Raw genomic sequence first — 21,952 nt, 5'->3', positions numbered from 1 at the left:
TTTTTTATTTTTTATAGTGTAAAGTGCCTTGTTAGATCGTCCAGGGTTTCCCGGCGGCGGATGAGGACATCGTCACCGGCGCTTGTAAGCAGAACCTCAGCCGGCCGGAGCCGGTTGTTATAGTTGGAAGCCATGGAATAACCATAGGCGCCGGCATCAAGCACTCCGATAATGTCCTGTTCGAAAATCTCCGGCAACAGGCGGCCGGCAGCGATAATATCACCGCTTTCACAGATGTTGCCGGTAACCGTGACTGTTTCCCGGCCACGGGACAGGGCATCACCGCGGCGATAGAGCTCCAGGTCGTGATACGCGTTGTAGAGGACCGGCCGCATCAGGACATTAAAGCCGAGATCGGTGCCAATGTATTTCGTATGATAGTTCGTCTTAACAGTATGGACAGTACCCAGGAGAATACCGCATTCAGCTACCAGGTACCGGCCTGGTTCCACTTTAAACCGTACCGGTTGGCCATAGCGGCTTACCCAGCCGGTAAGGACGTTGCTGATTTTTTCACTCAAGGCCGCCAGATCCAGGCGCGGCTCGTGCTCATATTTATGGTAGGGTATGCCAAAACCGCCCCCCAGGTCGATAAATTCCAGAGCGGGAAAGTGCAGGGCCACCTCCAGGAGGGCCTGCGTCCCGACGATATAGGTATCGCTGTCCATAAACAGGGAGCCGATGTGCTGATTAATGCCGCGGAGGCGCAGCTGATAGGTTGTTAGGATTTCCTTTACCGCCGGCAGCAACGCTGTTTCGATCCCGAATTTGGTTTTATCGCCGCCGGTAACTACTTTGTGGTGATGACCGGTACCGACGCCGGTATTAAACCTGACAACGACACTGCCGCCTGGATTGAGTTTTCCATAAAGCTCCAGCTGGGACAGGGAATCGACGCTGACCGCAATCCCGTGACTGATGACATAGTTCATTTCTGCGGCGGAGACATTATTGCCAATATACAGGATCTGTTCAGGCTTAAAGCCTGCCTGCAGCTGAACATGGATTTCGCCTGGCGACATGGCATCCACTTCGCACCCTTCGTCCCTGATGATCTGTAACAAGGACAGGTTGCTATTGGCTTTGGCTGAATAGCTGACAACAAAATCCGGGCCCTTAACCAGCCGCCTGATGTCCCGGCACCGCTCCCGGAGGATTCGTTCATTGTACACGTACAACGGGCTGCCATATTTGCTGATCAGCCCGGCCGGGGTGTGCCGGCCATAAAAATTTGCTGCCCCGGTTACGCTTGCTTGCACCCACTGCATCTTTATTCCCCCTATAAGAAAAATATTTGTATAATACAAGTATTGGTTAAAAATTTTACTCGCTCGGCCTGTTGGCCTGTTCTACTGCTGTCAGCAGCAGTTCCACCGCGCCCATGACTTCCCGGACATGGCCGGGGGGAAGGCGGGAAATAACATTCCTGTAATAATCACTGATGCTGGCCTGCAGTTTGGTTGCCGCGAGCAGGCCCTGGTCAGTGAGCGCCGCTTCAACAACCCGTTTGTCCTGCAGGAGCCGGTTGCGCACCAGGAGCTGATCCCGCACCAGATTATCCATGATTCGGGTGATCGTGCTGATCTCAAGATTCATTTTCGTACTGATTTCATTGATGGTTAACGGGCCGTTTTTAAGAATTTCCAGCAGGATATAACACTGGGAACTGGTAAACCCGTGAACTTTGATCTGCTCACGCTCAAATAACTGGCAGATCCGCACAGTCCGCTGCAGCAATAGGCCGATATCTTCTACACAGCGGTTGTATTTCTCGATATCACTAAGATGATTTGTCATTGATTGGCTGCTCCTTTATAAGAAAGTTGTATCATACAAACAGTTTCCTGTCAATAAGATTTATATAAGAGCCGGCACGGGCGGATAATTCCTGCTCCCTGCTAACCCCCTGGCAGGAACCGGGGACTTTTGTCCGAAGTGTACATATATATAGGGTAATGGCTAACATTACCAAGAGAAATAATTAGCTTACAGAGGTGAGAGCAATGAAAATGCCGGTCCTGTTTATCGGGCATGGGTCGCCCGTGAATATCACTGAGGACAATAGTTATACGCACAGTCTCAATGAACTGGGCAAGATACTGCCCCGGCCAAAAGCGATTGTTGTTGTTTCGGCCCATTGGCAGACCAGAGGCACCTATATCACCGCCGCGGAACTGCCGCCAACGATTTATGATTTCTATGGTTTCCCGGAGGAACTGTACGCGGCGGCTTACCCCTGCCCCGGCTCGCCGGCAACGGCGGCTGCAGTCCGGGAAATTACGGATAATACAGTAGAGTATGACCGGAACCGGGGCCTTGACCATGCGGCCTGGGCTGTACTGAAACATATGTATCCCCATGGCGACATTCCGGTGCTGGAACTAAGCCTGAACAGAGGAAAATCGCCGCAGCAGCATTATGAACTGGGCAAGCGGCTTGCGCCTTTGCGGCAACAGGGCATTTTGATTATCGGCAGCGGCAATATTGTCCATAATCTTTCCCGGATCGATTTTTCGCAATTATACGGTCCCGTCTATCCCTGGGCGGCCGAGACCGACGGCCAGATGGCCGCGGCGCTGGCCAGGCGTGACCACGCCGGTTTGATTGATTATGAAGCCTTTCCTCATGCCAGGCTAGCTGTTCCGACCAATGAGCATTATTTGCCAATGCTTTACGCAATCGCTTTACAAAGCGAAACCGACAGGCTGGAGTTCACCTGCTCGGATATCCAGAATGGATCAATCGCCATGCGCAGTTTTTTGATTAGTGAGGATTAGTGGCATTTACTAAGGAGGGGACCGTCATTTTGCTTGCGCAACCGCCGGTGTTATTTATTGTTACCAGCTTTGCCCGGATTGATGAGCGCCATGTTACCGGACTGTGGCTGGAGGAGTTTGCCGTGCCTTATCTGGCCCTGACCGCTGCCGGTTACGGGGTGACGGTCGGCAGTCCGGCCGGCGGCAGGGCGCCGGTTGACCCCCTGAGCGTAACCGGCCGGATTCCGCCTGCCTGGCAGGCCGCAGCCGCCGCCCTGGCGGCAACGCAGAAACTCGCTGAACTGAATGTTGACGTGTATGAGGCTGTTATATTTCCCGGCGGCCATGGGCCGCTGTTTGATTTGGCCACAAACCGGCACCTGGCAGGGATGCTGCCGCAGCTTGCCGCCGCCGGCAAGGTGATTGGCGCTGTCTGCCACGGGCCGGCAGCACTGGTGGGTGCCGTCCGGCCTGACGGGAAACCGCTGCTGGCCGGCAAAAAGGTGACCGCCTTCACCAATGAGGAAGAAGCAGCAACCCACTTGCAGGCTGTTGTCCCCTTTTTACTGGAAACGAAGCTGAAAGCCCTGGGGGCCGAATTTGTTAACAGTGCTCCCTGGACCAGTCAGGTAGTGGTAGACGGGAATATAATCACAGGTCAGAACAGGCAGTCCTGCGACTGCTTTACCCAGGCCGTATTAGCGGTGTTGGCCACCAGGGCGGGTTAGGGACCCTGTTTTCACGCTGGGTGCAAGGTTTGATTTGATTTTTAGGGTGAATGACAGTAAGATATTTACAGATAGAAAATGGCAATTATTTATTGCCGGAAAGGTGGTTATAAGGTATGCAATACCGATCACTGGGGAATACGGGCCTAACCGTATCTGAGGTTGGCTTTGGCTGTATCCCGATTATTCGTCTGGAAACCGGACAGGCTGTTAAGACACTGCGCCATGCTTATGAGCAGGGGATCACCTTTTATGATACCGCCAATGCCTACCGCGATAGTGAGGCTAAGCTCGGCCAGGCTTTTGCGGGGCGGCGGGACAAGGTTGTTATTGCCACCAAGACGGGGCGGCGGGATGGGGCAGGGGCGCTGGAGCATCTTGACAACAGCCTGCGGCGGCTGCAGACCGATTATATTGATCTCTACCAGCTGCACCAGATTTCGCGGGAACCGGACTGGGAGGCTGCCATTGCGGCCGGCGGGGCCCTTGAGGTGGTGACCAAAGCCCGGCAGCAAGGCAAGGTGAGGCATATCGGCGTTACCTCCCACAGCCTGGCGATGGCTGTGCGGCTGCTGAAAACAGGCTTATTCAGCACAATCCAGTTTCCTTTTAATTTTATTGAGGATGCGGCCAGGGGGGAATTGCGTGAACTGGCGCAAAAAATGAACGCCGGCTTTATTGTGATGAAACCGTTTGCCGGCGGCATGATTGACAATGGGGCTATCGCTTTTAAGTTTTTGCGGCAGTTCCCGGAATTGCTGCCGATCCCCGGCTTTGATTCGCCGGAATCGGTCGATCAAATTCTGGCCCTGTATAAGGAAGAGAATAGAGTGACAACCGCGGACCGGGAGTTGATGGACAAATACCGGGAGGAGCTGGGGAAACAATTCTGCCGGCGCTGTGAATACTGCCAGCCTTGCCCGCACGGGGTAATGATCACTCCGGCCATGGGGTATCAGGTTATTGCCCGGCGGATGTCGCCGGCGGTTGCGGTTGACTTTGCCCGCCCGGCAATGGAATCGGTGGAAAAGTGTATAGAGTGCGGGGACTGTGTCCTGCGCTGTCCTTATGAACTGCCGATCCCGGCCATGCTGAAAAAACATCATACGATGTTCAAAGAGCATCAGCGCAGTGCAAAATAATTGGCACTGCGCAGCGGGCGGCTGGTGTTACTGGCGAAAATCCTGCCGATTTATATGGACTTTTGTCCCATTATAAGGTATACTCAATCCGGAAACAGATTTTGCGTACGGCAATTACATATGTACTCGTATAATCCCGGAGATATGGTCTGGGAGTTTCTACAAGGGAACCGTAAATGCCCTTACTATGAGTGGAAGTGTCCTATTTTCTGTGGGCAACTACAGAGAAACCCGGCAGGAGGTCCGCTCTCAAGGTTGAGTGCTGGCTATTCTGGCCGGGTTTTTGTGTTTGTCCCGGCAGCAGGGAAACTTGTGTTTTATTGGGGCTGCTCTGGATTTATCCGTATATGATAGAGCGAGTGGCAATTTTTTTACAGGGGGAGATATGGTGATAAGGCAAGGCAAACGGAATAAGGGGCTGCTTGCACTGGTTGCAGTACTGGTCATGGCCATTCTGCTTGCAGGCTGTGGCGGACAAAAACCGGCAGAAAATCAGCCCGCCAACGCAGAAAAAGTGAAAGTGGCTTTTGTTTATGTAGGGCCGGTGGGGGATGCGGGCTGGTCTTATGCTCATGATCAGGGCCGTAAGCAACTGGAAAAAGAAATGCCTAATGTGGAGACAACCTATGTTGAGTCAGTCCCGGAAGGGGCTGATGCCGAGCGGGTATTGACAGAACTGGCGATGAAAGGCAATAAAATTATTTTCGCCACCAGCTTCGGTTATATGGATTATGTCCAAAAGGTAGCCCAGAAGTTTCCTGATGTTACCTTCCTGCATTGTTCCGGTTTTAAAACCGCCGATAATGTAGGCACCTATTTTGGCCGAATGTATCAGGCCCGGTACTTGTCAGGGCTGGCCGCCGGCAAACAGACGCAAAGCAATACCATCGGCTATGTGGCTGCATTCCCGATTCCCGAGGTTGTACGCGGCATTAATGCCTTCACGCTGGGGGTCCAGGCTGCCAATCCGGAGGCTAAGGTAAAGGTGGTATGGACCAACACCTGGTATAACCCTGCCACGGAAAAAGATGCGGCCAAAAGCCTGCTTGACGCCGGGGCTGATGTAATCGCCATGCATCAGGACACACCGGCCCCCATGCAGGCCGCGGAGGAGAAAGGCAAATTTGCCGTGTCTTATAATACCGATATGCGCAGTTTTGCGCCCAAAGCGGTACTTACCGGCCCGGTGTGGAACTGGGGACCCTATTATGTGAAAACAGTTCAATCCATTCTGGACAAGTCCTGGAAATCAGAGCAGTACTGGGGCTCCATGGCGGAAAACCTTGTTGATCTTGGTCCCTACGGACCGATGGTTGCTGAAGATACCAAGGCTATGATCGCCCAGAAGAAGGAAGAAATCGTTAAAGGCCAGTGGGACGTGTTTACAGGCCCGCTTAAAGACCAGCAGGGCAATGTAAAAGTTCCGGCCGGTCAGAAAATGACCGACAAGGAATTGCTGGAGTTTAACTGGTTCGTTCAGGGCGTTGACGGAACTATTGCCAAGTAATGGTTGGGGGGAGGCCGTTTTGTGAGAAACGGCCTTCTGTACTGTTGCCGGCAGCAGTGGGCGGCTGGAGCTTTGGCGGCGGGTATTTATTATCCTGGAGAAATACCCGCCGCCAAGGATCAAGTCCCAAGCGCAGAAAGGTGGTTTTTGCAGTGACAATTCCCATGGTGGAAATGATTAATATTACCAAACGCTTTCCCGGAGTCCTGGCGAATGATCGTGTCAGTCTGACTGTTAATAAATCCGAAATTCACGCCTTGCTTGGCGAAAACGGGGCAGGAAAAAGCACGTTGATGAGCATTCTTACCGGCCTGTACCGGCCGGACGAGGGCGAGATCTACCTGCGCGGGCAAAAGGCCGAGCTGCGGTCGCCTAAAGATGCTGTCGCCCATGGCATCGGCATGGTGCATCAGCATTTTAAACTAATTCCTTCCTTTACGGTGGCGGAAAATATTATACTGGGGCTGCCCCAGCAGGGGCTGCTGCTCAACAAGGCCGCGGCCGAGGCCCAGGTCGGTGAGTTTTGCCGGCAATATGGCATGCTCATTGATCCCGGGGCCCGAATATGGCAGTTGTCAGTCGGTGAGCAGCAGCGGGTTGAGATCCTCAAAGCCTTGTTCCGCGGGGCCGAGATCCTGATTCTGGATGAGCCGACAGCGGTTTTGACGCCGCAGGAGGCACGGGATTTGTATGGTACGCTCCGATTAATGGCCAAACAGGGGAAAGCGATCATTGTGATCTCCCATAAGCTCAGTGAGGTGCTGGCAGGAACCGATGCGGTCACTGTGCTGCGCGGGGGACAGTCGGTAGGGCAGACCCGGACGGAACGAGCCAATGAACAATCGCTGACCCGGATGATGGTCGGCAAAAATATGGAGTTTAGCTGTACAAAAAACACGGTCGCGCCGGGGGCGAGGGTGTTGACGCTGGCGAATGTCTCCTGCTTGAATAACCGGGGGCAGCTGGCTGTCCGCAACGTATCGCTGGCCATCCAGGCCGGTGAGATTCTGGGGGTAGCCGGGGTGGCCGGCAACGGGCAGAGTGAACTGGCCGAGGCGGTGGCCGGACTCCGGGAGCTGGAGAGCGGCAAACGGCTTATCGGGGAGACTGACCTTACCGCCGGCACTGCCAAAGACTTTATTAAAGCCGGGGTCAGTTATGTGCCGGAAGACCGTCTGGGCACAGGCCTGGTTCCCGGGCTGGATGCCGTGGACAACTACCTGTTAAAAAGCTACGACCGGCAGGGGTATTTTATTAACTGGAAAACAGCCATGGCAGAGACGCTGCAGGCCATTGACCGGTTTGGCATCAAGCTTGCCAGTGTGGCCAATCCGGTGCGGATGTTGTCGGGCGGAAACCTGCAGAAATTGCTTCTGGCCCGGGAAATTACGGCCGATCCCCGGCTGCTTGTAGCTGTTTATCCTATGCGCGGCCTGGATGTGGGGGCGATGGAGACTGTGCGGCAATTGCTGCTGGCCCAGCGGCAGGCCGGCAAGGCGGTTTTGCTTATTTCCGAGGAGCTTGAGGATTTATTTGCCTTGTCAGACCGTTTGGCGGTTTTGCACCGGGGCGAATTAATGGGGCTTGTTGATCCCTGTGAGGCTTCGCTTGAGGATGTGGGAATGATGATGGCCGGCGAGAGGAGAATGACTAAGCATGCGGTTTGAAAAACGGGCTACCGTGTCGAAGCAGATGATCGTAGCCGTACCGGTCCTGTCGATTATTATTGGTCTCATGTTTGCCGGTTTGTTTATCGGTCTGTCGGGAAAGAATCCGCTGGCAGTATATGAGCTGATGTTCACAGGGGCTTTCGGGTCTGTTTATGGCTTATCGGAGACGCTGGTAAAAGCGGTGCCCCTGATTTTTGCCAGTCTGGCCGTTTCGGTTGCCTTCCGGATGCAATTATGGAATATTGGGGCCGAAGGGCAGCTGTATATGGGGGCCTTTGGCGCAAGCTGGGTCGCTCTGGCCTACCCTCACTGGCCGTCATGGCTGCTGCTGCCGGCCATGGTGCTGGCCGGGTTCACTATGGGCGGCCTGTGGGGACTGGTGCCGGCCATACCGCGGGCCTATTGTAAGGTGAATGAGACGATCACGACGTTATTATTGAATTATATTGCCATCCTCTGGGTGGATTATCTGGTTTACGGTCCCTGGAAAGACCCTCAAGGCCTCGGGTTCCCGATTACCGCCCCGTTCTCTGACAGTGCCATTTTACCCGCGTTTGGGGTTACCCGTATCCATCTGGGTCTGGTTTTGGCCCTGCTGGCGGTTTTCATCGTGTATATTGTCCTGCGCTATACCCGCTGGGGGTTTGAAATCAGGGTCAGCGGCGAAAGTGCGGCTGCCGCCCAATATGCGGGCATGCATTATGTGCGGAACATTCTGCTGGTGATGTTTATCAGCGGGGGGTTGGCCGGTCTGGCCGGCATGACTGAGGTAGCCGGCATTACCCAGCGGCTGCAGCACGGCATTTCACCCGGATACGGTTATTCGGCCATTATTATCGCCTGGCTGGCCCGTCTGAATCCGTTTGCTATTGTGCTGGTGTCTGTTATCTTCGGCGGGATGCTGGTCGGTGGCTTCAGCATTCAGACCAGCGGCTTTCCGGCGGCAACGGTGGCTATGCTGCAGGGGGCGATCCTGTTTTTTGTCGTTGGCGGCGAAATCTTTGTCCAATACCGGATAAACTGGCGGGAAAAGGAGCGGGGGTTATAGATGGAACAATCAGTATGGGTAGCTATTTTCGCTACCGGGATTATTGCCGGCACACCGATTCTGCTTGCTGCCTTAGGGGAAATTCTGGCCGAACTGGCCGGGGTAATCAATCTCGGGGTGGAAGGCATGATGCTGGTTGGTGCCGTTACCGGGTTTATGGTCGCCCTCCACACGGCCGCGCCCTGGCTTGGCTTGCTGGCGGCTGTTGCTGCCGGGGGCTTAATGGCCCTCATTCATGCTTTTTTAACAATCACTTTACGGGCCAATCAGGTTGTCAGCGGTCTGGCGCTGACTATTTTCGGCACCGGGTTAAGCGGCTATATCGGCAAGTCCCTGATCGGGATGCCGCTGGCCAATACCTTTAAACCCTTTGACCTGCCTGGTCTCAGCCAGCTTCCCGCTGTCGGCGTGATCCTGTTTCAGCATGATGCCCTTGTCTATCTTAGTTATGGGCTGGTTGCCCTGCTCTGGTTTTTCCTGTTCCGCACCCGTGCGGGCCTGGCAATGCGGGCGGTGGGCGAGAACCCCGGGGCGGCGGACACAGCCGGCATTTCCGTATTCAGGGTCCGTTATCTTTTTGTCATTACCGGCGGCATGCTGGCCGGCCTGGCCGGCGCTTATCTGTCGCTGGCCTATGCTCCGTCCTGGCTTGAGAACATGACGGCCGGCCGGGGCTGGATTGCTGTCGCGCTGGTCATATTCGCCACCTGGCATCCGGGCAAGGCCTTTCTCGGCAGCTTCCTGTTCGGAACGATTGATGTGCTTGGCTTTCATATGCAGAACTTCGGGATTGGGATACCGTCATTTTTTCTTAAGATGCTGCCGTATGCGATTACGATTGCTGTTTTAATTATTGTTACCCGCGAAACCAGGAAGCGGCGGGTGGCCGCGCCGGCCGCGCTGGGTATTCCTTATAACCGGGAAGAACGGTAATTTATAAAAAGCAGTGTGGGCCTACCTGCGACAGGTAAGGCCCACACTGCTTTTGTATGCGAAAGGGGAAGGAGTTGGCTAATAACTTCTGGCTGCAAGCCGCCTTTGCTGATACCGGGCAAAATGGGAAAGCGAATAGTTAACGATGAAATAGAGACCGGCAATGATGGCAAAGATGGCAAAGACCTGGCCTGTTGACCCGTATTTTCCCATGATAATCATCCCTTTGCCTGTTAGATCCTCAACCCCGACCGCCCAAACAAAGGAAGTATCTTTTATGACGGTCGTGCATTGGGACAGCAGGGGCGGGATCATGTTGCGGAAAGCCTGCGGCAGGATGATATAGAGGAGGGTTTGCCAGTAGTTGAAGCCCTGAGAACGGGCTGCTTCCCACTGGCCCTTATGCACCGAATTAATCCCGCCCCGGATAATTTCCGCCATAACCGCCGAGGTAAAGACCGTCATAGCCAGAATGCCTGAATTGACAGGTTCCAGCCTGGTGGTGAATCTGGCGGCCAGGATGAACAAGAGCAGCGGGGTATTGCGGATGGAGTCGATATAGAGTGTGGCCAGCCGGCTGTAGAGCGGATGGCCGGAGGACTGAGCCACTCCCAGCACTGTGCCGAAAAGCAGACTCAGGATAATTGACGTAAGCGCGATTTTGAGGGTGATATACAGCCCATCCAGCAGGAATAAGGCGATTTCAGGTTGTAGAAGGTCTTGTATCATAATGAGACCTCCAGTTTCTTTTCCATGCGCCGGGCCAGATTGGCCAGCGGGTAGCACAGACTGAGATAGAGAAGGCCGGTAATGACGTAGGCCGGTCCATAATAAAGGTTGCTGCTCGACCAGGAGTCGGCATGATACATCAGGTCCCCGCCTGCCACCATGGCTAATACAGAGGTATTTTTTATCAGGCTGACCGACTGATTGGTGATCGGAGGCAGCACAATTCGTTTCGCCTGCGGCAAAACGATATACCGCATGGCCTGCCAGTAATTAAAACCCTGGGAATAGGCGGATTCAAGCTGTCCTCTGGGGACAGCCTGCAGTCCGGCCCTGATTGCTTCTGCAACATAAGCGCCATGATACACACCTAACCCCAGTACGCCGATGGAAAACACCGGGAGCATAATCCCCAGATGCGGCAGGCCATGATACAGGAAGATGACCTGGATGACTAACGGGGTATTCTGGATGAATTCGACATAGATCCGGTTAAGAGCGCGGAACACCCGTCCGGGGGCGGTGCCAAGAATACCGAACAGAATGCCAAGGGTTAAGGCCAACGTCAAACCTAAGGCTGCTACCATAAGGGTTGTAAGAAAACCTTCGGCAAAGACTGTCCAATCCTGGAATAACGCCAGCCACTTAAACCCGGCGAAGGGACCTGGCACTATTTAAGTCCCCATTTCGCCAGCAGTTTGTCAATCTCACCGGATTGTTTCATGTCATTTAAGGTATCATTTACCAATTTAGCCAGGGCCGTATTGGACTTCTTGGTGGCTGCTCCATACTCCTGGGGGGCAAAACGCTCGCTGAGAATGGTAGTGGAATCATCTAAATAGCCATAGAGGATGGCGGCGTCAACGCTGAAGCAGTCGACACGGCCCGAATCCAGAGCTGCTTTTACCTCGGCGTAGGTGCCGAATTCGAGGAAGCTGACTTTGATGCCTTGTTGATCGGCTGCCTCCTGGATTGCTTTACGGCTGGTGGAACTCTGGGCGACCCCGATTTTTTTGCCGGCCAGGTCTTTTAAGCCCTGGGCGCCGGAGGCTTTTTTAACCATTAAGGCCACGCCGTCGGTGTAATAGGGGTCGGAGAAGTTGTAGCTGTTTTTGCGTTCTTCGGTAATGGTAAAGGTGGCAATTACGACGTCGACGTCGCCGTTATCCAGCAGGGGACCGCGGGTCTTGGCGACAGTGCCTGTTAAGTCAATTTTATTTTCGTCGCCCAGTATTTTTTTGGCTAAGGCTTTGACCAAATCAATTTCGAAGCCCTCAACATTGCCGGTTTTTGGGTCTTTATAGCCAAACTTAGGTACGTCCACTTTTACGCCGGCTTTAAATACGCCCCGGTCTTTAATGGCTTTAATATCGGCAGGGACATCTTCCTTGGATGCTGCCGGCTGGCTTGAGGAGCCGCCGCAACCAGCCAGGAACAGGCTGAAAGCCAGCAGCATAACGAAAGAAATGAGTACAGGTTTTTTCATCAGTTTCACAATGATCGCCTCCGTGTTTTTGAATTAATGCAGAATACGGCTTAAAAAAAGTTTTGTTCGGTCATGGTCAGGGTTAACAAAGAAGTGTTCCGGTGTTCCCTGTTCCATGATTCGCCCTTCGTCCATAAAGATGACTCTATCGGCAACCCTGCGGGCGAATCCCATTTCATGGGTGACTACCACCATTGTGATTCCTTCGTTGGCCAGGTCGACCATAACATCAAGCACTTCTTTAATCATTTCCGGATCAAGCGCCGATGTGGGCTCGTCAAACAGCATGATTTTCGGATGCATGTTCAGGGCCCGGGCGATCGCGACGCGCTGCTGCTGGCCGCCTGATAACTGGGACGGGTAGGCGTCGGCTTTTTCTTTAAGCCCTACCCGGTCAAGGAAGGCCATACCTGTCGCCGCCGCTGCTTCTTTTTTGACTCCTTTTAGCAGAATGGGGGCCAGGGTCAGGTTTTCCAGTACCGTTTTGTGAGGATAGAGATTGAATTGTTGAAAGACCATGGCTGCCGACTGCCGTATTTGATTGACTGATGCATTTGCGGCCGTAATATCTACCCCGTCTACCGTTACGGTGCCGCTATTGGGGCGTTCCAGCAGGTTCATACACCTGATCATTGTGCTTTTGCCGGAGCCGCTTGGTCCGATCACAACAAGTTTCTCACCGGTTTTTACCGTTAAATCAATGTCCTTAAGCACGTGATTGCTGCCAAAAGATTTGTTTACCTTTGCTAAGGTAATCATATAGCATTCCTCCTCTCCTCCAAAAAAATGGTAACAAAAAAAGGCGTTCAATCCAATGGATTGAGCGCCTTTGCTCAGCCGATAAGTGCAATATACTGCTGATGATTTCTAATTATATATTCATATCAGCCAGAAAGCAAGGGGGATTATTTAATTTTGTCATATTTTTATATAAGCTAAAGGGCCGGTGTCCAGGTGGTGAATACTATTTTTTTTGTGCGTTTCCCCATTTTCCCGGACTGAAATTGGCGGAGCCGCAGATAGATTCGTTATATTAAGCCTATATTGCTCATACAGTTAAATATTGAGGCGTTTTCTACCGCAAACCAATGTACAGGGAGGTTCTTATGGGCAGACGCTATGCAATGCTTTGGACGCTAGCTGTTATGGTTATCCTGGCCGGCGTGGCCGAACGGCAGTTAGCGGATGATATGCAGGTAATTTCGAAAGTGCCCACTACGCATAAGGTAGTGGCCATTACGATTGATGACGGGCCCAATTATAAAGCGACCCCGGAGATTTTGGCAGTCTTAAAAGCCAAAAACGTAAGGGCAACGTTTTTCGTGCTTGGCCAAAATGCCGAAAAATTACCCGGGTTTGTGGCGCAGGAGGTGGCTGACGGCCATGAGATCGGGGTTCATACCTACAGCCACCCGGCATTACCGAAGCTAAGCCCGCAAAAAATGGCCGAGGAGTTTGACAAGGCAGAAAGAGCGCTTGAGGCCGTTGCCCCCAAGCCAACCTTGTTCCGTCCGCCCGGGGGCTTTTATAACAGCCAGGTTATGGAGACAGCCCGCCAGCGGGGGTATGCTGTCGTTTTATGGTCCATTGACCCCAGGGACTGGAGCTGCCCGCCGCCGGACAGTGTGGTTGAAAAAGTATTAGCCGAGATAAAGCCGGGCAGCATTATCCTGCTGCATGACGGCCAGTATCCGTTGCCAACCCCCCGGGCTTTGGCAATTATTATTGATCGTCTGCGGGAACAGGGCTATGAGTTTGTTACTGTAAGCGAGCTGTTTCAATACAATGAGGGTCAGGCACTCGTTCAGTTTATTCAAGGGCGTTTTTTGATTACCGTACCGGGCTGGCGGCATTCCCCGGCGGCGGATATTTTGTTTCGGGCGCCCAGCGGTAAACCGTACAGACTAATATATATCAAAAAAATGCAAAAATAACAAAAAAACACAGCTTGAGGCTTTACTTTTAGTTTGAATCGAAGTATAATGAAATAGACCCAGTTGAAGGCCCAGTTAATTGATCATTAGACCTTCTCATTAAGAGAAGCCCAGTGAGTAATTTACGAGAAGCTATCCGGGTACAATCTTAATTTGGAGGAATTTTATAATGAATCAAGACAAAAACTTAACCTGTCGTGACTGTGGTGCCAACTTTGTATTCACAGCATCTGAGCAAGACTTCTTTGCGGAGAAAGGTTTCACCAACGAGCCAGGCCGTTGCCCTGAGTGCAGAGCAGCCCGCAAACAACAAAACAACAACCGCGGCGGCTTTGGCGGCCGTAGCAATAACTTCCAACGCGAAATGCATGATGTAACTTGTGCCGCTTGCGGTGTACAAACACAAGTGCCGTTCCGTCCCAGCAGCGACCGTCCTGTTTACTGCAGAGACTGCTTCACTCAAAACAACAACAGATACTAGAATTTTTAACGCCCCTGCTTTGGCAGGGGCGTTTATTATTGACACAGTTATTTCCTGGAAATGACCGGCGGCACCTGGTAAGGGCCGAGGAACAGATCAGTGGCCGGTCGCTGACAGAAAATTAGTTACAGCCGCCTGATATTCCTGTTTGCTGTCCAAAGCAGCCCGGCCATGTTTAATGCCGGGGAAGGTGTGCAATTCCCGGTAGCCGTTGGCGGCATTGGTGGCAGCGGCCAGTTCCCGGCTCATGTCCACCGGTACAAGCGTGTCTGCTTCACCATGGAGATATAAGACGGGGGTAGTAACCGTCCCCATGGCGGCAGCGGGCCTGATGGCCGCATAGGCGAAATCAGACTGGAGGTAGGAAATCAGACTGGCGTAATGGATAAGAATATCGATCCACAGCAGGTTATTCGACCGGGTGTGCTTGGCAAGCTGCTGTTCCAGCAGTTGTGGCAAATCGCTGTAGGCACTGTCGGCAATATAGAACTGCACCCGCCGGGACGATTCGTTTAACACCGAATGCATCACTGCGGTGGTGGCTCCCAGTGATATCCCATGCACGCCGATGACGCCGCCAGGCTGTTTTTGTTCGAGCCAGTCGACCCATTGGTCCAGGTCGTATTGTTCGTAATACCCCCAGCTTACACAGGGGCCGCCGCTGGCGCCGTGGCTGCGGGAGTCATAAATCAGCAGGTTGTAGCCGCGGTCAAGATACATATCCAGGACATGGAGCCCCATCGACTGAGTGGCTGCCAGGCCATGAACAAAAATTACGGTTTTATTGGCAGGGGACGGATTGGCAATAAAGGTGCCTTCCAGCCTATAGCCAAAACGGGAATTGAGGCTGACCGGCTGCCAGCCTTTGGTTTCCAAACCATGCTTTAACCGGGATTGAACACTGGTATAATGCATGAATTCGGCTCTTGTGTTCAGCACGCTGATCCCATTATGAAGTAAGATGCCCAGAAAAATGAGGACCGAATTCAAGGTGATAAAGATCATTAAGGAAAAAACGATAAAGGTATGGTAATAGATTTTCCGTTTGTGTGTTCTTAAGGCAGTATCCATTGGCAGCAACCTCCAGTACTGTAAGTATTTCACAAAGCAGCCGGAGATATTACACCGGGGCACACAAAGAGAAAATCACGGTAAGGTGCTGTGGTTGTCCTGGTGCCTCAGGCCCGGGCCGGATGTTCCGGCTGACAGGGCTTGGCCGGCGGGTATTTATAGCTGTAAAGATCAATAATCGCCTGGGAAACGACCAATTTTATGCCGGGGGCGAGGGTAGGAAGCAGCTTTTCCGGCTGAGCGACCCCCATAATCCGGCCCAGTGTGTTGAATATGGTGTTGCTGTTCATTTTATAGAGATGCTGCCAGAGGCTGGGATAACGCAGATTTAACGCATTGATAGCAAAAACTGAGTTCAGCGCTGCCTGCCAGCGGTCGCGGATTTCCGCCTCCGGCCCTGTGCTGCAAACCGCAGTTGGCTGGTTGGGCTGCAGTGACCAGACAATGGTGGCATCATGGACAACGCGCAAATAATGCGAAGCATTGCCAATGGCTTTCGTTGTTCCCGCTTTGGGATCATAGGCCAAGCCGTGAATCTGATCGGCAACCTGGCCGGCGGGGTTGCCCAGAGCCCAAAAATTGTGGCTGAAAGGGGTAAAGGGGATTTTAAAGGCCCGGGCCTGGATGCTCCATAAGGCTCTTTGATTACTCATTGTTTATCCTTACCTGGCGATTATTTAACTTCTTCTAAGAATGTACCGGTTATGAAAAAGGTGCCTCTGGCTTTGGCCAGCAGGTTTTGCGTGCTGTCCAGGAGCTCGGCTTCGGCAATCAGTGTCTTGCTGCCGTTATGAATGACCGTGCAGACGGCGATGACTGTCGCTTCGCATTCGGCTTTGCGAATATAATTCAGATTCATTTCCAGTGTTACTACCTTTTTGCCGAGACTGGCGCAGGCCATTCCCATGCCGGTATCGGCCAGTGAGGCCAGGGCGCCGCCATGGGCGATATTGTATAGGTTCGTATGTATAGCCGGTAGTACCGGCATGGATAATTTTGCCTTTCCTGCTTCTAATTCGACAATCTCTATTTGCAGCAAATTGACAAATGAGTTTTGGGCATAGCGCGTATGCAATTGGTTTTTAAGCAATATATGTTGTTCTGTCATATTCCGCCTCCTCGATAATGAATACTGGACAACGCTTTGCCGGCAGCAGGAAGTTCCATGGGGGCCTGCAAGCTGATATGAATTATTGTAACACAAAAATCACAACTTTATATAGAAAATGAACGGCGCCTTGGCGGCGATAATCTGAACTGCCGGCTTTCTGGGCATGGCGCCGGCTAAGCGGGCCGCAAATTGTATACTATATAATTAGGGGGCAGTTGTTTTTCCAGCTGGACTGCCTGATGAATGTAAGGCTAATAGCCTAAAGGAGGGAATGCTAATGAAAAAATTATGGCTTGCAGGAGGCTGCTTCTGGGGGGTTGAAGCATACTTTCAGCAACTGAAAGGTATCCTGAGCACACGGGTCGGGTATGGCCAGGGCCATACGGACAAGCCCGCCTATGAGCAGGTATGTTCCGGCCAGACCGGACACACTGAGATTTGTGAAATAGTTTATGACGAAGAGGTGCTGCCAATCCGCAAGGTACTGGAGCACTATTTCCGGATCATCGACCCGACCAGCCTCAACCGGCAGGGGCCGGACCGGGGGACTCAATACCGGTCCGGGGTCTATTATCAGGATGAGGCCGAGCGGCCGGTTATCCTCGAATTTATTAAAACCATGCAGCCCCGGTATCAGGCGCCTATTGTTGTCGAGGTTGAGCCATTGCAGAGCTTTTATCCGGCCGAGGAGTATCATCAGGCTTATCTGCGAAAGACGCCCGGCGGGTACTGCCATATAAATCTTGGCTTGGCCAAGCCGGAGGAGCGCAATTGATGCCGTGGCGCCGGCCGGTGTCCGCTGCTTGCCCAGGACCGCTCACAACTGCCCTGGCCGGGAGACTATTTTTTACATCGACCGCTGTGACTTTGCTGTTGCGCGGTTTTTTTTTATACAGAGGCGAGCGTTACTTGACCTGCCTGTGCGGGGGATAGTTTATACTGATTAGGGAGGAGAAGGGATGTATAAAATCAGTGAGTTTTCCCGGATTGCCAAAATAAGTGTAAAGGCCTTGCGCTATTATGATGAAGAAATGATACTAACTCCTTCCCACCGGGACAAAAACAATGCCTATAGATATTATGGCGAAAACGATTTTCACAAAGCCCAGTTCATCGTTTTTCTGCGGGATTTGGGATTTTCGATCGCGGAGACGAAGGAGGTTTTAAGCTGTTGTGATAACGAAGCGGATATATCCTATTATCTGCGGGAAAAGCGAGAGCAGATAAAACGCAATATGGAAAAAGAACGCGCCCTGATTGACAAAATCAGTTTGCACATTCAGCCGCCAAGGGTAGCGGAACCCGCCGGGGCCTATGAAGTAGAACGGAAGGAAATTCCGGCTGTGCTGGCTGCTTTTATACGTTACCGGGGAAATTACAATGAAATGGGTACGCCTGTTAGAACTCTGTTCAAAGCTGTAAGAAATAATGCAGCCGGAAGCCTGTTTAGCCTCTCCTATGATCGCGAATACAAGGAGGAAGCCGATATTGCTCTCTGCCTTCCTATAACAAACAGGCTGGATGACGCCGCCATTGCCATTCAGACAATACCTGCTGTCAAGGCTGTCTGCACAATCCACAAGGGCGGCTATGCCTTGTCCAATCATGCCTATAAAGCCTTGCTGGACTATGCTCATGCGAACAACCTCACCCAGGAATTGCCTTCCCGGGAAATATATATTAAAGGCCCTGGCCTGATTTTTCGCGGGAATGAAAATAATTATATCACGGAAATTATCATGCCGGTTAAGGAGGATGAACATGCCGAAAGTAGATTACAGGAAGGATTATAAAGACTTGTATTTGCCTAAAGCCGGGCCCGCAATCATTGATGTGCCGGCAATGGTCTATATCATGGTGAATGGAAAAGGCGACCCTCAAGAAAAAGAATATCAGGACGCTGTTTCCCTGTTGTATGCCCTTGCGTATACCATTAAAATGAAGGGCAAGGAAATTGCCGGCTATTTTGAGTATACTGTTTTTCCGCTTGAAGGTTTGTGGTGGTGTGAAGGCGGTGTTTTTGCTATTGACCAACGGCATAACTGGCGCTGGATAGCTATGATACGCCAGCCGGAGTTTGTTACACCTGCTGTTTTCCAGTGGGCGGTAGCGATGGCGCAAAAGAAAAAGCCGGAGCTTGATGTTACCAAAGCAAGACTGGAAGTGTTCAATGAAGGTTTATGCGTCCAAATGCTGCACCGCGGGCCGTATGCGGACGAGCCGGTTACAATTGAAAAAATGAGAGCATTTATGGCGCAAAACGGCCTTGCCGATAGGACAGGACCAGAGCGCAAACACCATGAAATCTACTTGTCCGACCCCAATAAAACCAAGCCGGAAAAATTGCATACTGTATTGAGACTGCCTGTTGTCAAATAAGCAGAAACAGGGGACATATATTTTGCTTTGCTGTTTGTTTCGTTCTTGCAAAGTAAACTGTGCGTCCCCGCGCCTCGGTCTGTTGTTTCCCGTTTCTCACGTTTCCGCCCTGAGGAAAATGACTCAAGGGGACGGTTCTCTTGAGTCATTTCGCAGCATTTATCGAACTTATCACTTAATATAAAATTTAGAGACGGGAACGGTGAGGCTGAGACGAGCAGCGGCGCCTGGTTAAATTTTTACCCTGGCGAGAGATATTGCAGGAATTTTCGTGCTATTTTTAGAACTCCTACAACAACAATGTCGAGGCGCTGATAGGGGTGTGGCAAGATGCTAAGAGATAAACCAACCGGGTTAGCCAGTAAAGATTTGGCCTGGAAAGCGTTCGTTGGCAAGGGCAAGCTGGAGCGTCACGTGCTCCTGCCGGAGATTGCGGACTCGTGGGTCAGATGCTCGCAGGCCGGTCTTAATTCTGAGGACGGCCGGGCGCAGAATATTTTGGCGCCGGCCGATGTCCGGCTGCTGCTGGAAAAGAATCAGGAGATTATTAATATTGCCAAGCCGTTTATGGCTAATATATATGAGTTTTTCCGCGACTCAGGCTTTATTGTGGTGTTAGCCGACGGGAACGGCTATGTAATGGAGTGCTTTGGCGACCGGGATTCGCTGACCAGTGCCAAGAAGCTGCATTTTGTGCGGGGCGCAAGCTGGCGGGAAGGTGATGTGGGCACGAACGCCATTGCCGTTGGGCTCACAACCGGTAAACCGGTGCAGGTTTCCGGCGCCGAGCACTATTGCGCCAAGCATCACTGGTGGACTTGCTCGGCTGCGCCTATTTACGGCCTTGACGGCCGGATTGCTGCCTTTCTGGATTTATCCGGACCGGCGCCGGCCGCCTATTCGCATACGCTGGGGATGGTTGCGGCTGCCGCCAAGGCGATTAGCATGCAACTGGGCATGGAGCAAAAGCGGAATGAGCTGTCTTTGATGAACAAGCACCTGGCGAGTATCTTCAATACCATGTCAGAGGGTGTAATTTTATTTGACCGTTTTGGTTTCATAACAGAATACAATCCAATTGCCGGCAGGCTGCTGGGGCAGAACGGCACTCGGCTGCACGGCGCTTCCGTGCAGACCATTTTCAAGGGCAACGGTCAGGCAATACAACAGCTGTTAACCGGCAAGGAGGCCCGGATTGAGCTGGAGCTTCAAGCCGGCTGCGCCGCCGGGCCGAACCGCTGCCTAGTCTCGGGCGAGTCCATTCCCGATAAACAAGGCGGCAGCAACGGCGGGGTTATTATCCTGCGCCCGGCCGGCCGGCGAACCCGCTTAGTCACCGGGGAAAGCGGCTATGATACGCGCTTTCATTTCCAAAGTATCCTGGGCAGCAGTGCCGCGATTGCCGAGGCTGTGCGCCAGGCGTCCGCGGCAGCCGTTACCGTGTCCAACATTGTTTTGCAGGGGGAAAGCGGCACCGGAAAAGAGCTGTTTGCCCAGGCGATCCACAACAAGAGCAGCCGCGGCCGCGGCCCCTTTGTTGCCCTGAACTGCGGTGCCATCCCCAAAGAGTTGGTGGCCAGCGAACTGTTCGGCTATGAGGATGGCGCGTTTACCGGGGCCAAGCGTGGCGGCCGGGCGGGGAAGTTTGAATTGGCGGCCGGCGGCACCCTGTTTCTCGATGAGATCGGCGATATGCCGTTAGCGCAGCAGGTTGCCCTGCTCCGGGTTCTGCAGGAAAAAAAGGTTGCCCGGATTGGCGGCAATCAGGTGATCCCTGTTGATGTGCGCGTCATTTGCGCGACAAATAAAGAGTTGAGCCGGCTGGTGCAGGACGGCTTATTCCGCCAGGATTTATACTACCGCCTGAACGTATTTAAGCTAGAAATCCCGCCCTTGCGGCAGCGGCAGGGGGATATCGAATTGCTGTTCCGTAATTTTGTTAAGCAAATCGGCAGTGAACAGGGCCGGGCTTATACGATTGCTGCCGGTGTTTTTGCCCTGCTAAACGGCTACCATTGGCCGGGAAATGTCCGGGAACTCCACAATGCGGCCGAAAGAGCCTGCACCATGGCGGAGAACGGTGTTATCTCCATGGCCTGTTTCCCGTCCGAGATTTGCCGGCCCCCTGCAGCCATCGGGCCGGCTGTAACCGGCAACAGGGAGATCAAGCAGGGCCTGGTGGATTACGAAATTGGCCGGATCAGGGCTTTGCTTGCGGCCGAGGGCGGCAATATCACCCGGGTAGCCGCGATACTGGGGATTGCCCGCAGTACGCTGTACCGTAAAATTAAGCGGCATGCGATTTATTGACACTCGCATTGTTGCAAAGTGTAGCGTAAGGTGCGCGGGCGCTACAGAGTGCTACAGCCGCTGCTACAGTCGCCACCGGGGCAAGCCGGATAATTGCCGGCGGAAAACAAATTAGACATTTCAGAATTGTGGCAATACAGGGAACTGAAGCTCCTGCCAGGGGTTTATCAGTTCCTTTTTTTTATTGTTGGCACAGGATTTGCAAGTATAGTGGTGCGCATGGTCATTTTTACAGCCCCGGTACAAACTTTTCAACGGAGGTGATAAGGTGAAACGCAAGCGATTCATTGTCGAGCTGGGCATGGGCGCTGATCTGCATGGCGGCGATGTCACTAAAGCCGCGCAGCGGGCCGTAAAAGACGCCCTGTCCAGAAGCTGTCTCTGTGGCTTATTCGAGATTGCCGGCATCAGTGACCCTGACCAGATGCAGGTGGAAGTGCGGCTTGGCTGTCCGCAGCCGGAAAAAATCAACACCGCTGCGGTCAGGGAGGTCATACCGTTTGGGGCTGTAACGGTGGAAACGGTGTCAGGGGGGCTGGCAGCCCGGGGGCTGCACCTGCCGGCGCTCGGTGAAGGGGATACGATTGTTGTTGCTGTAGCTGCACTTACTGTATATGTTGAAACGCCTATAGCCGGCTAAGTGTATTGCCATGTACGAGCAAAGAAGAGA

General features: G+C 52.8%; 23 protein-coding genes and 1 riboswitch. Of the genes, 14 read left to right on the top strand and 9 right to left on the bottom strand.

Translation table 11 applies throughout. From position 1 onward, the window contains the following. Positions 1-11: 11 nt before the first annotated feature. Together lysA and ACZ481_RS18020 are read right to left on the bottom strand one after the other, a co-directional pair. Positions 12-1,268 (bottom strand): diaminopimelate decarboxylase, encoded by a 1,257-nt coding sequence (lysA, locus tag ACZ481_RS18025; RefSeq protein WP_464766715.1) that lies wholly within the window; start codon positions 1,266-1,268, stop codon positions 12-14. A 55-nt stretch (positions 1,269-1,323) separates the two neighbouring features. Then, on the bottom strand, positions 1,324-1,797 hold the full coding sequence (locus tag ACZ481_RS18020; protein WP_464766714.1) for a MarR family winged helix-turn-helix transcriptional regulator: 474 nt from the start codon (positions 1,795-1,797) through the stop codon (positions 1,324-1,326). 206 nt (positions 1,798-2,003) lie between these two features. Here ACZ481_RS18020 and ygiD point away from each other — a divergent pair, with 206 nt between their 5' ends. The 7 genes from ygiD to ACZ481_RS17985 all read left to right on the top strand — a co-directional run bounded on the left by ygiD (position 2,004) and on the right by ACZ481_RS17985 (position 9,784). Then, positions 2,004-2,777: a 4,5-DOPA-extradiol-dioxygenase gene (gene ygiD, locus ACZ481_RS18015; RefSeq protein WP_464766713.1), complete on the top strand. Its 774-nt coding sequence runs from the start codon at positions 2,004-2,006 to the stop codon at positions 2,775-2,777. 29 nt (positions 2,778-2,806) lie between these two features. Next, the gene (locus ACZ481_RS18010; RefSeq protein ID WP_464766712.1) at positions 2,807-3,484 is read left to right on the top strand and encodes a type 1 glutamine amidotransferase domain-containing protein; all 678 of its coding nucleotides are present in this window, start codon (positions 2,807-2,809) and stop codon (positions 3,482-3,484) included. Positions 3,485-3,600: 116 nt separating this feature from the next. Further along, positions 3,601-4,626, top strand: coding sequence for an aldo/keto reductase (locus ACZ481_RS18005; protein ID WP_464766711.1), 1,026 nt, complete (start codon positions 3,601-3,603; stop codon positions 4,624-4,626). A gap of 106 nt (positions 4,627-4,732) precedes the next feature. Beyond that, positions 4,733-4,834, top strand: a riboswitch (purine riboswitch). Positions 4,835-5,011: 177 nt separating this feature from the next. Then, the gene (locus ACZ481_RS18000) at positions 5,012-6,133 is read left to right on the top strand and encodes a BMP family ABC transporter substrate-binding protein (RefSeq protein ID WP_464766710.1); all 1,122 of its coding nucleotides are present in this window, start codon (positions 5,012-5,014) and stop codon (positions 6,131-6,133) included. Positions 6,134-6,177: 44 nt separating this feature from the next. Next, the gene (locus ACZ481_RS17995) at positions 6,178-7,800 is read left to right on the top strand and encodes an ABC transporter ATP-binding protein (RefSeq protein WP_464766709.1); all 1,623 of its coding nucleotides are present in this window, start codon (positions 6,178-6,180) and stop codon (positions 7,798-7,800) included. Continuing rightward, positions 7,790-8,851: an ABC transporter permease gene (locus ACZ481_RS17990; protein ID WP_464766708.1), complete on the top strand. Its 1,062-nt coding sequence runs from the start codon at positions 7,790-7,792 to the stop codon at positions 8,849-8,851. The genes ACZ481_RS17995 and ACZ481_RS17990 overlap by 11 nt, the downstream gene beginning before the upstream one ends. Further along, positions 8,852-9,784, top strand: a complete 933-nt coding sequence (locus ACZ481_RS17985; protein ID WP_464766707.1) for an ABC transporter permease — start codon at positions 8,852-8,854, stop codon at positions 9,782-9,784. Positions 9,785-9,862: 78 nt separating this feature from the next. Here the strand turns inward: ACZ481_RS17985 and ACZ481_RS17980 are convergent, their stop codons facing one another. Genes ACZ481_RS17980 through ACZ481_RS17965 form a run of 4 tightly spaced genes read right to left on the bottom strand, consistent with a single transcriptional unit; the run spans position 9,863 to position 12,755 of the window. After that, positions 9,863-10,513, bottom strand: a complete 651-nt coding sequence (locus ACZ481_RS17980) for an amino acid ABC transporter permease (protein ID WP_464766706.1) — start codon at positions 10,511-10,513, stop codon at positions 9,863-9,865. Further along, entirely contained in the window at positions 10,510-11,181 is a 672-nt protein-coding gene (locus ACZ481_RS17975) for an amino acid ABC transporter permease (RefSeq protein WP_464766705.1), read from the bottom strand. Before ACZ481_RS17975 ends, ACZ481_RS17980 begins: the two co-directional genes overlap by 4 nt. Further along, positions 11,181-11,996, bottom strand: a complete 816-nt coding sequence (locus ACZ481_RS17970) for a transporter substrate-binding domain-containing protein (protein ID WP_464770654.1) — start codon at positions 11,994-11,996, stop codon at positions 11,181-11,183. The genes ACZ481_RS17975 and ACZ481_RS17970 overlap by 1 nt, the downstream gene beginning before the upstream one ends. A 33-nt stretch (positions 11,997-12,029) precedes the next feature. Continuing rightward, complete coding sequence (locus ACZ481_RS17965; RefSeq protein ID WP_464766704.1) at positions 12,030-12,755, bottom strand: amino acid ABC transporter ATP-binding protein; 726 nt, start codon at positions 12,753-12,755, stop codon at positions 12,030-12,032. A 347-nt stretch (positions 12,756-13,102) separates the two neighbouring features. Between ACZ481_RS17965 and ACZ481_RS17960 the strand changes: the two genes are divergently transcribed. Both ACZ481_RS17960 and ACZ481_RS17955 read left to right on the top strand, forming a co-directional pair. Further along, positions 13,103-13,930 (top strand): polysaccharide deacetylase family protein, encoded by an 828-nt coding sequence (locus ACZ481_RS17960; RefSeq protein ID WP_464766703.1) that lies wholly within the window; start codon positions 13,103-13,105, stop codon positions 13,928-13,930. A gap of 169 nt (positions 13,931-14,099) precedes the next feature. Continuing rightward, positions 14,100-14,411: a zinc-ribbon domain containing protein gene (locus ACZ481_RS17955; RefSeq protein ID WP_464766702.1), complete on the top strand. Its 312-nt coding sequence runs from the start codon at positions 14,100-14,102 to the stop codon at positions 14,409-14,411. A gap of 96 nt (positions 14,412-14,507) precedes the next feature. Here ACZ481_RS17955 and ACZ481_RS17950 read toward each other — a convergent pair whose 3' ends face one another. From ACZ481_RS17950 to ACZ481_RS17940, 3 genes are all read right to left on the bottom strand, one after another. Next, positions 14,508-15,482 carry an alpha/beta hydrolase gene (locus tag ACZ481_RS17950; protein WP_464766701.1) on the bottom strand — a complete coding sequence of 325 codons (975 nt, stop codon included), beginning with the start codon at positions 15,480-15,482 and terminating at the stop codon, positions 14,508-14,510. Between the two features lie 107 nt (positions 15,483-15,589). Continuing rightward, positions 15,590-16,135 (bottom strand): hypothetical protein, encoded by a 546-nt coding sequence (locus ACZ481_RS17945; RefSeq protein WP_464766700.1) that lies wholly within the window; start codon positions 16,133-16,135, stop codon positions 15,590-15,592. Positions 16,136-16,155: 20 nt separating this feature from the next. Beyond that, on the bottom strand, positions 16,156-16,590 hold the full coding sequence (locus ACZ481_RS17940) for a PaaI family thioesterase (RefSeq protein WP_464766699.1): 435 nt from the start codon (positions 16,588-16,590) through the stop codon (positions 16,156-16,158). Positions 16,591-16,870: 280 nt separating this feature from the next. Here ACZ481_RS17940 and msrA point away from each other — a divergent pair, with 280 nt between their 5' ends. From msrA to ACZ481_RS17915, 5 genes are all read left to right on the top strand, one after another. Next, positions 16,871-17,368, top strand: coding sequence for a peptide-methionine (S)-S-oxide reductase MsrA (msrA, locus tag ACZ481_RS17935; RefSeq protein WP_464766698.1), 498 nt, complete (start codon positions 16,871-16,873; stop codon positions 17,366-17,368). Positions 17,369-17,552: 184 nt separating this feature from the next. Then, positions 17,553-18,386: a MerR family transcriptional regulator gene (locus tag ACZ481_RS17930; protein ID WP_464766697.1), complete on the top strand. Its 834-nt coding sequence runs from the start codon at positions 17,553-17,555 to the stop codon at positions 18,384-18,386. Beyond that, positions 18,355-18,972 carry a GyrI-like domain-containing protein gene (locus ACZ481_RS17925; protein ID WP_464766696.1) on the top strand — a complete coding sequence of 206 codons (618 nt, stop codon included), beginning with the start codon at positions 18,355-18,357 and terminating at the stop codon, positions 18,970-18,972. The genes ACZ481_RS17930 and ACZ481_RS17925 overlap by 32 nt, the downstream gene beginning before the upstream one ends. A 330-nt stretch (positions 18,973-19,302) precedes the next feature. After that, a complete protein-coding gene (locus ACZ481_RS17920) occupies positions 19,303-21,282 on the top strand; it encodes a sigma-54-dependent Fis family transcriptional regulator (RefSeq protein WP_464766695.1) in 1,980 nt (659 codons plus the stop codon). 268 nt (positions 21,283-21,550) lie between these two features. Further along, positions 21,551-21,922: a Lin0512 family protein gene (locus ACZ481_RS17915; RefSeq protein ID WP_464766694.1), complete on the top strand. Its 372-nt coding sequence runs from the start codon at positions 21,551-21,553 to the stop codon at positions 21,920-21,922. The last annotated feature ends 30 nt before the right edge of the window (positions 21,923-21,952 follow it).

The organism is Sporomusa intestinalis (assembly GCF_055383785.1).
Note: the sequence above shows the minus strand (reverse complement) of the source record. Positions and strands in the feature narration are given on the sequence as shown.

Excerpts from the sequence above, each read along its gene's own strand:
- lysA (WP_464766715.1), bottom strand. The coding sequence starts at position 1,268 with ATGCAGTGGGTGCAAGCAAGCGTAACCGGGGCAGCAAATTTTTATGGC.
- ACZ481_RS18020 (WP_464766714.1), bottom strand. The coding sequence starts at position 1,797 with ATGACAAATCATCTTAGTGATATCGAGAAATACAACCGCTGTGTAGAA.
- ygiD (WP_464766713.1), top strand. The coding sequence starts at position 2,004 with ATGAAAATGCCGGTCCTGTTTATCGGGCATGGGTCGCCCGTGAATATC.
- ACZ481_RS18005 (WP_464766711.1), top strand. The coding sequence starts at position 3,601 with ATGCAATACCGATCACTGGGGAATACGGGCCTAACCGTATCTGAGGTT.
- ACZ481_RS18000 (WP_464766710.1), top strand. The coding sequence starts at position 5,012 with ATGGTGATAAGGCAAGGCAAACGGAATAAGGGGCTGCTTGCACTGGTT.
- ACZ481_RS17990 (WP_464766708.1), top strand. The coding sequence starts at position 7,790 with ATGCGGTTTGAAAAACGGGCTACCGTGTCGAAGCAGATGATCGTAGCC.
- ACZ481_RS17985 (WP_464766707.1), top strand. The coding sequence starts at position 8,852 with ATGGAACAATCAGTATGGGTAGCTATTTTCGCTACCGGGATTATTGCC.
- ACZ481_RS17980 (WP_464766706.1), bottom strand. The coding sequence starts at position 10,513 with ATGATACAAGACCTTCTACAACCTGAAATCGCCTTATTCCTGCTGGAT.
- ACZ481_RS17970 (WP_464770654.1), bottom strand. The coding sequence starts at position 11,996 with ATGAAAAAACCTGTACTCATTTCTTTCGTTATGCTGCTGGCTTTCAGC.
- ACZ481_RS17965 (WP_464766704.1), bottom strand. The coding sequence starts at position 12,755 with ATGATTACCTTAGCAAAGGTAAACAAATCTTTTGGCAGCAATCACGTG.
- ACZ481_RS17960 (WP_464766703.1), top strand. The coding sequence starts at position 13,103 with ATGGGCAGACGCTATGCAATGCTTTGGACGCTAGCTGTTATGGTTATC.
- ACZ481_RS17955 (WP_464766702.1), top strand. The coding sequence starts at position 14,100 with ATGAATCAAGACAAAAACTTAACCTGTCGTGACTGTGGTGCCAACTTT.
- ACZ481_RS17950 (WP_464766701.1), bottom strand. The coding sequence starts at position 15,482 with ATGGATACTGCCTTAAGAACACACAAACGGAAAATCTATTACCATACC.
- ACZ481_RS17945 (WP_464766700.1), bottom strand. The coding sequence starts at position 16,135 with ATGAGTAATCAAAGAGCCTTATGGAGCATCCAGGCCCGGGCCTTTAAA.
- ACZ481_RS17940 (WP_464766699.1), bottom strand. The coding sequence starts at position 16,590 with ATGACAGAACAACATATATTGCTTAAAAACCAATTGCATACGCGCTAT.
- msrA (WP_464766698.1), top strand. The coding sequence starts at position 16,871 with ATGAAAAAATTATGGCTTGCAGGAGGCTGCTTCTGGGGGGTTGAAGCA.
- ACZ481_RS17930 (WP_464766697.1), top strand. The coding sequence starts at position 17,553 with ATGTATAAAATCAGTGAGTTTTCCCGGATTGCCAAAATAAGTGTAAAG.
- ACZ481_RS17925 (WP_464766696.1), top strand. The coding sequence starts at position 18,355 with ATGCCGAAAGTAGATTACAGGAAGGATTATAAAGACTTGTATTTGCCT.
- ACZ481_RS17920 (WP_464766695.1), top strand. The coding sequence starts at position 19,303 with ATGCTAAGAGATAAACCAACCGGGTTAGCCAGTAAAGATTTGGCCTGG.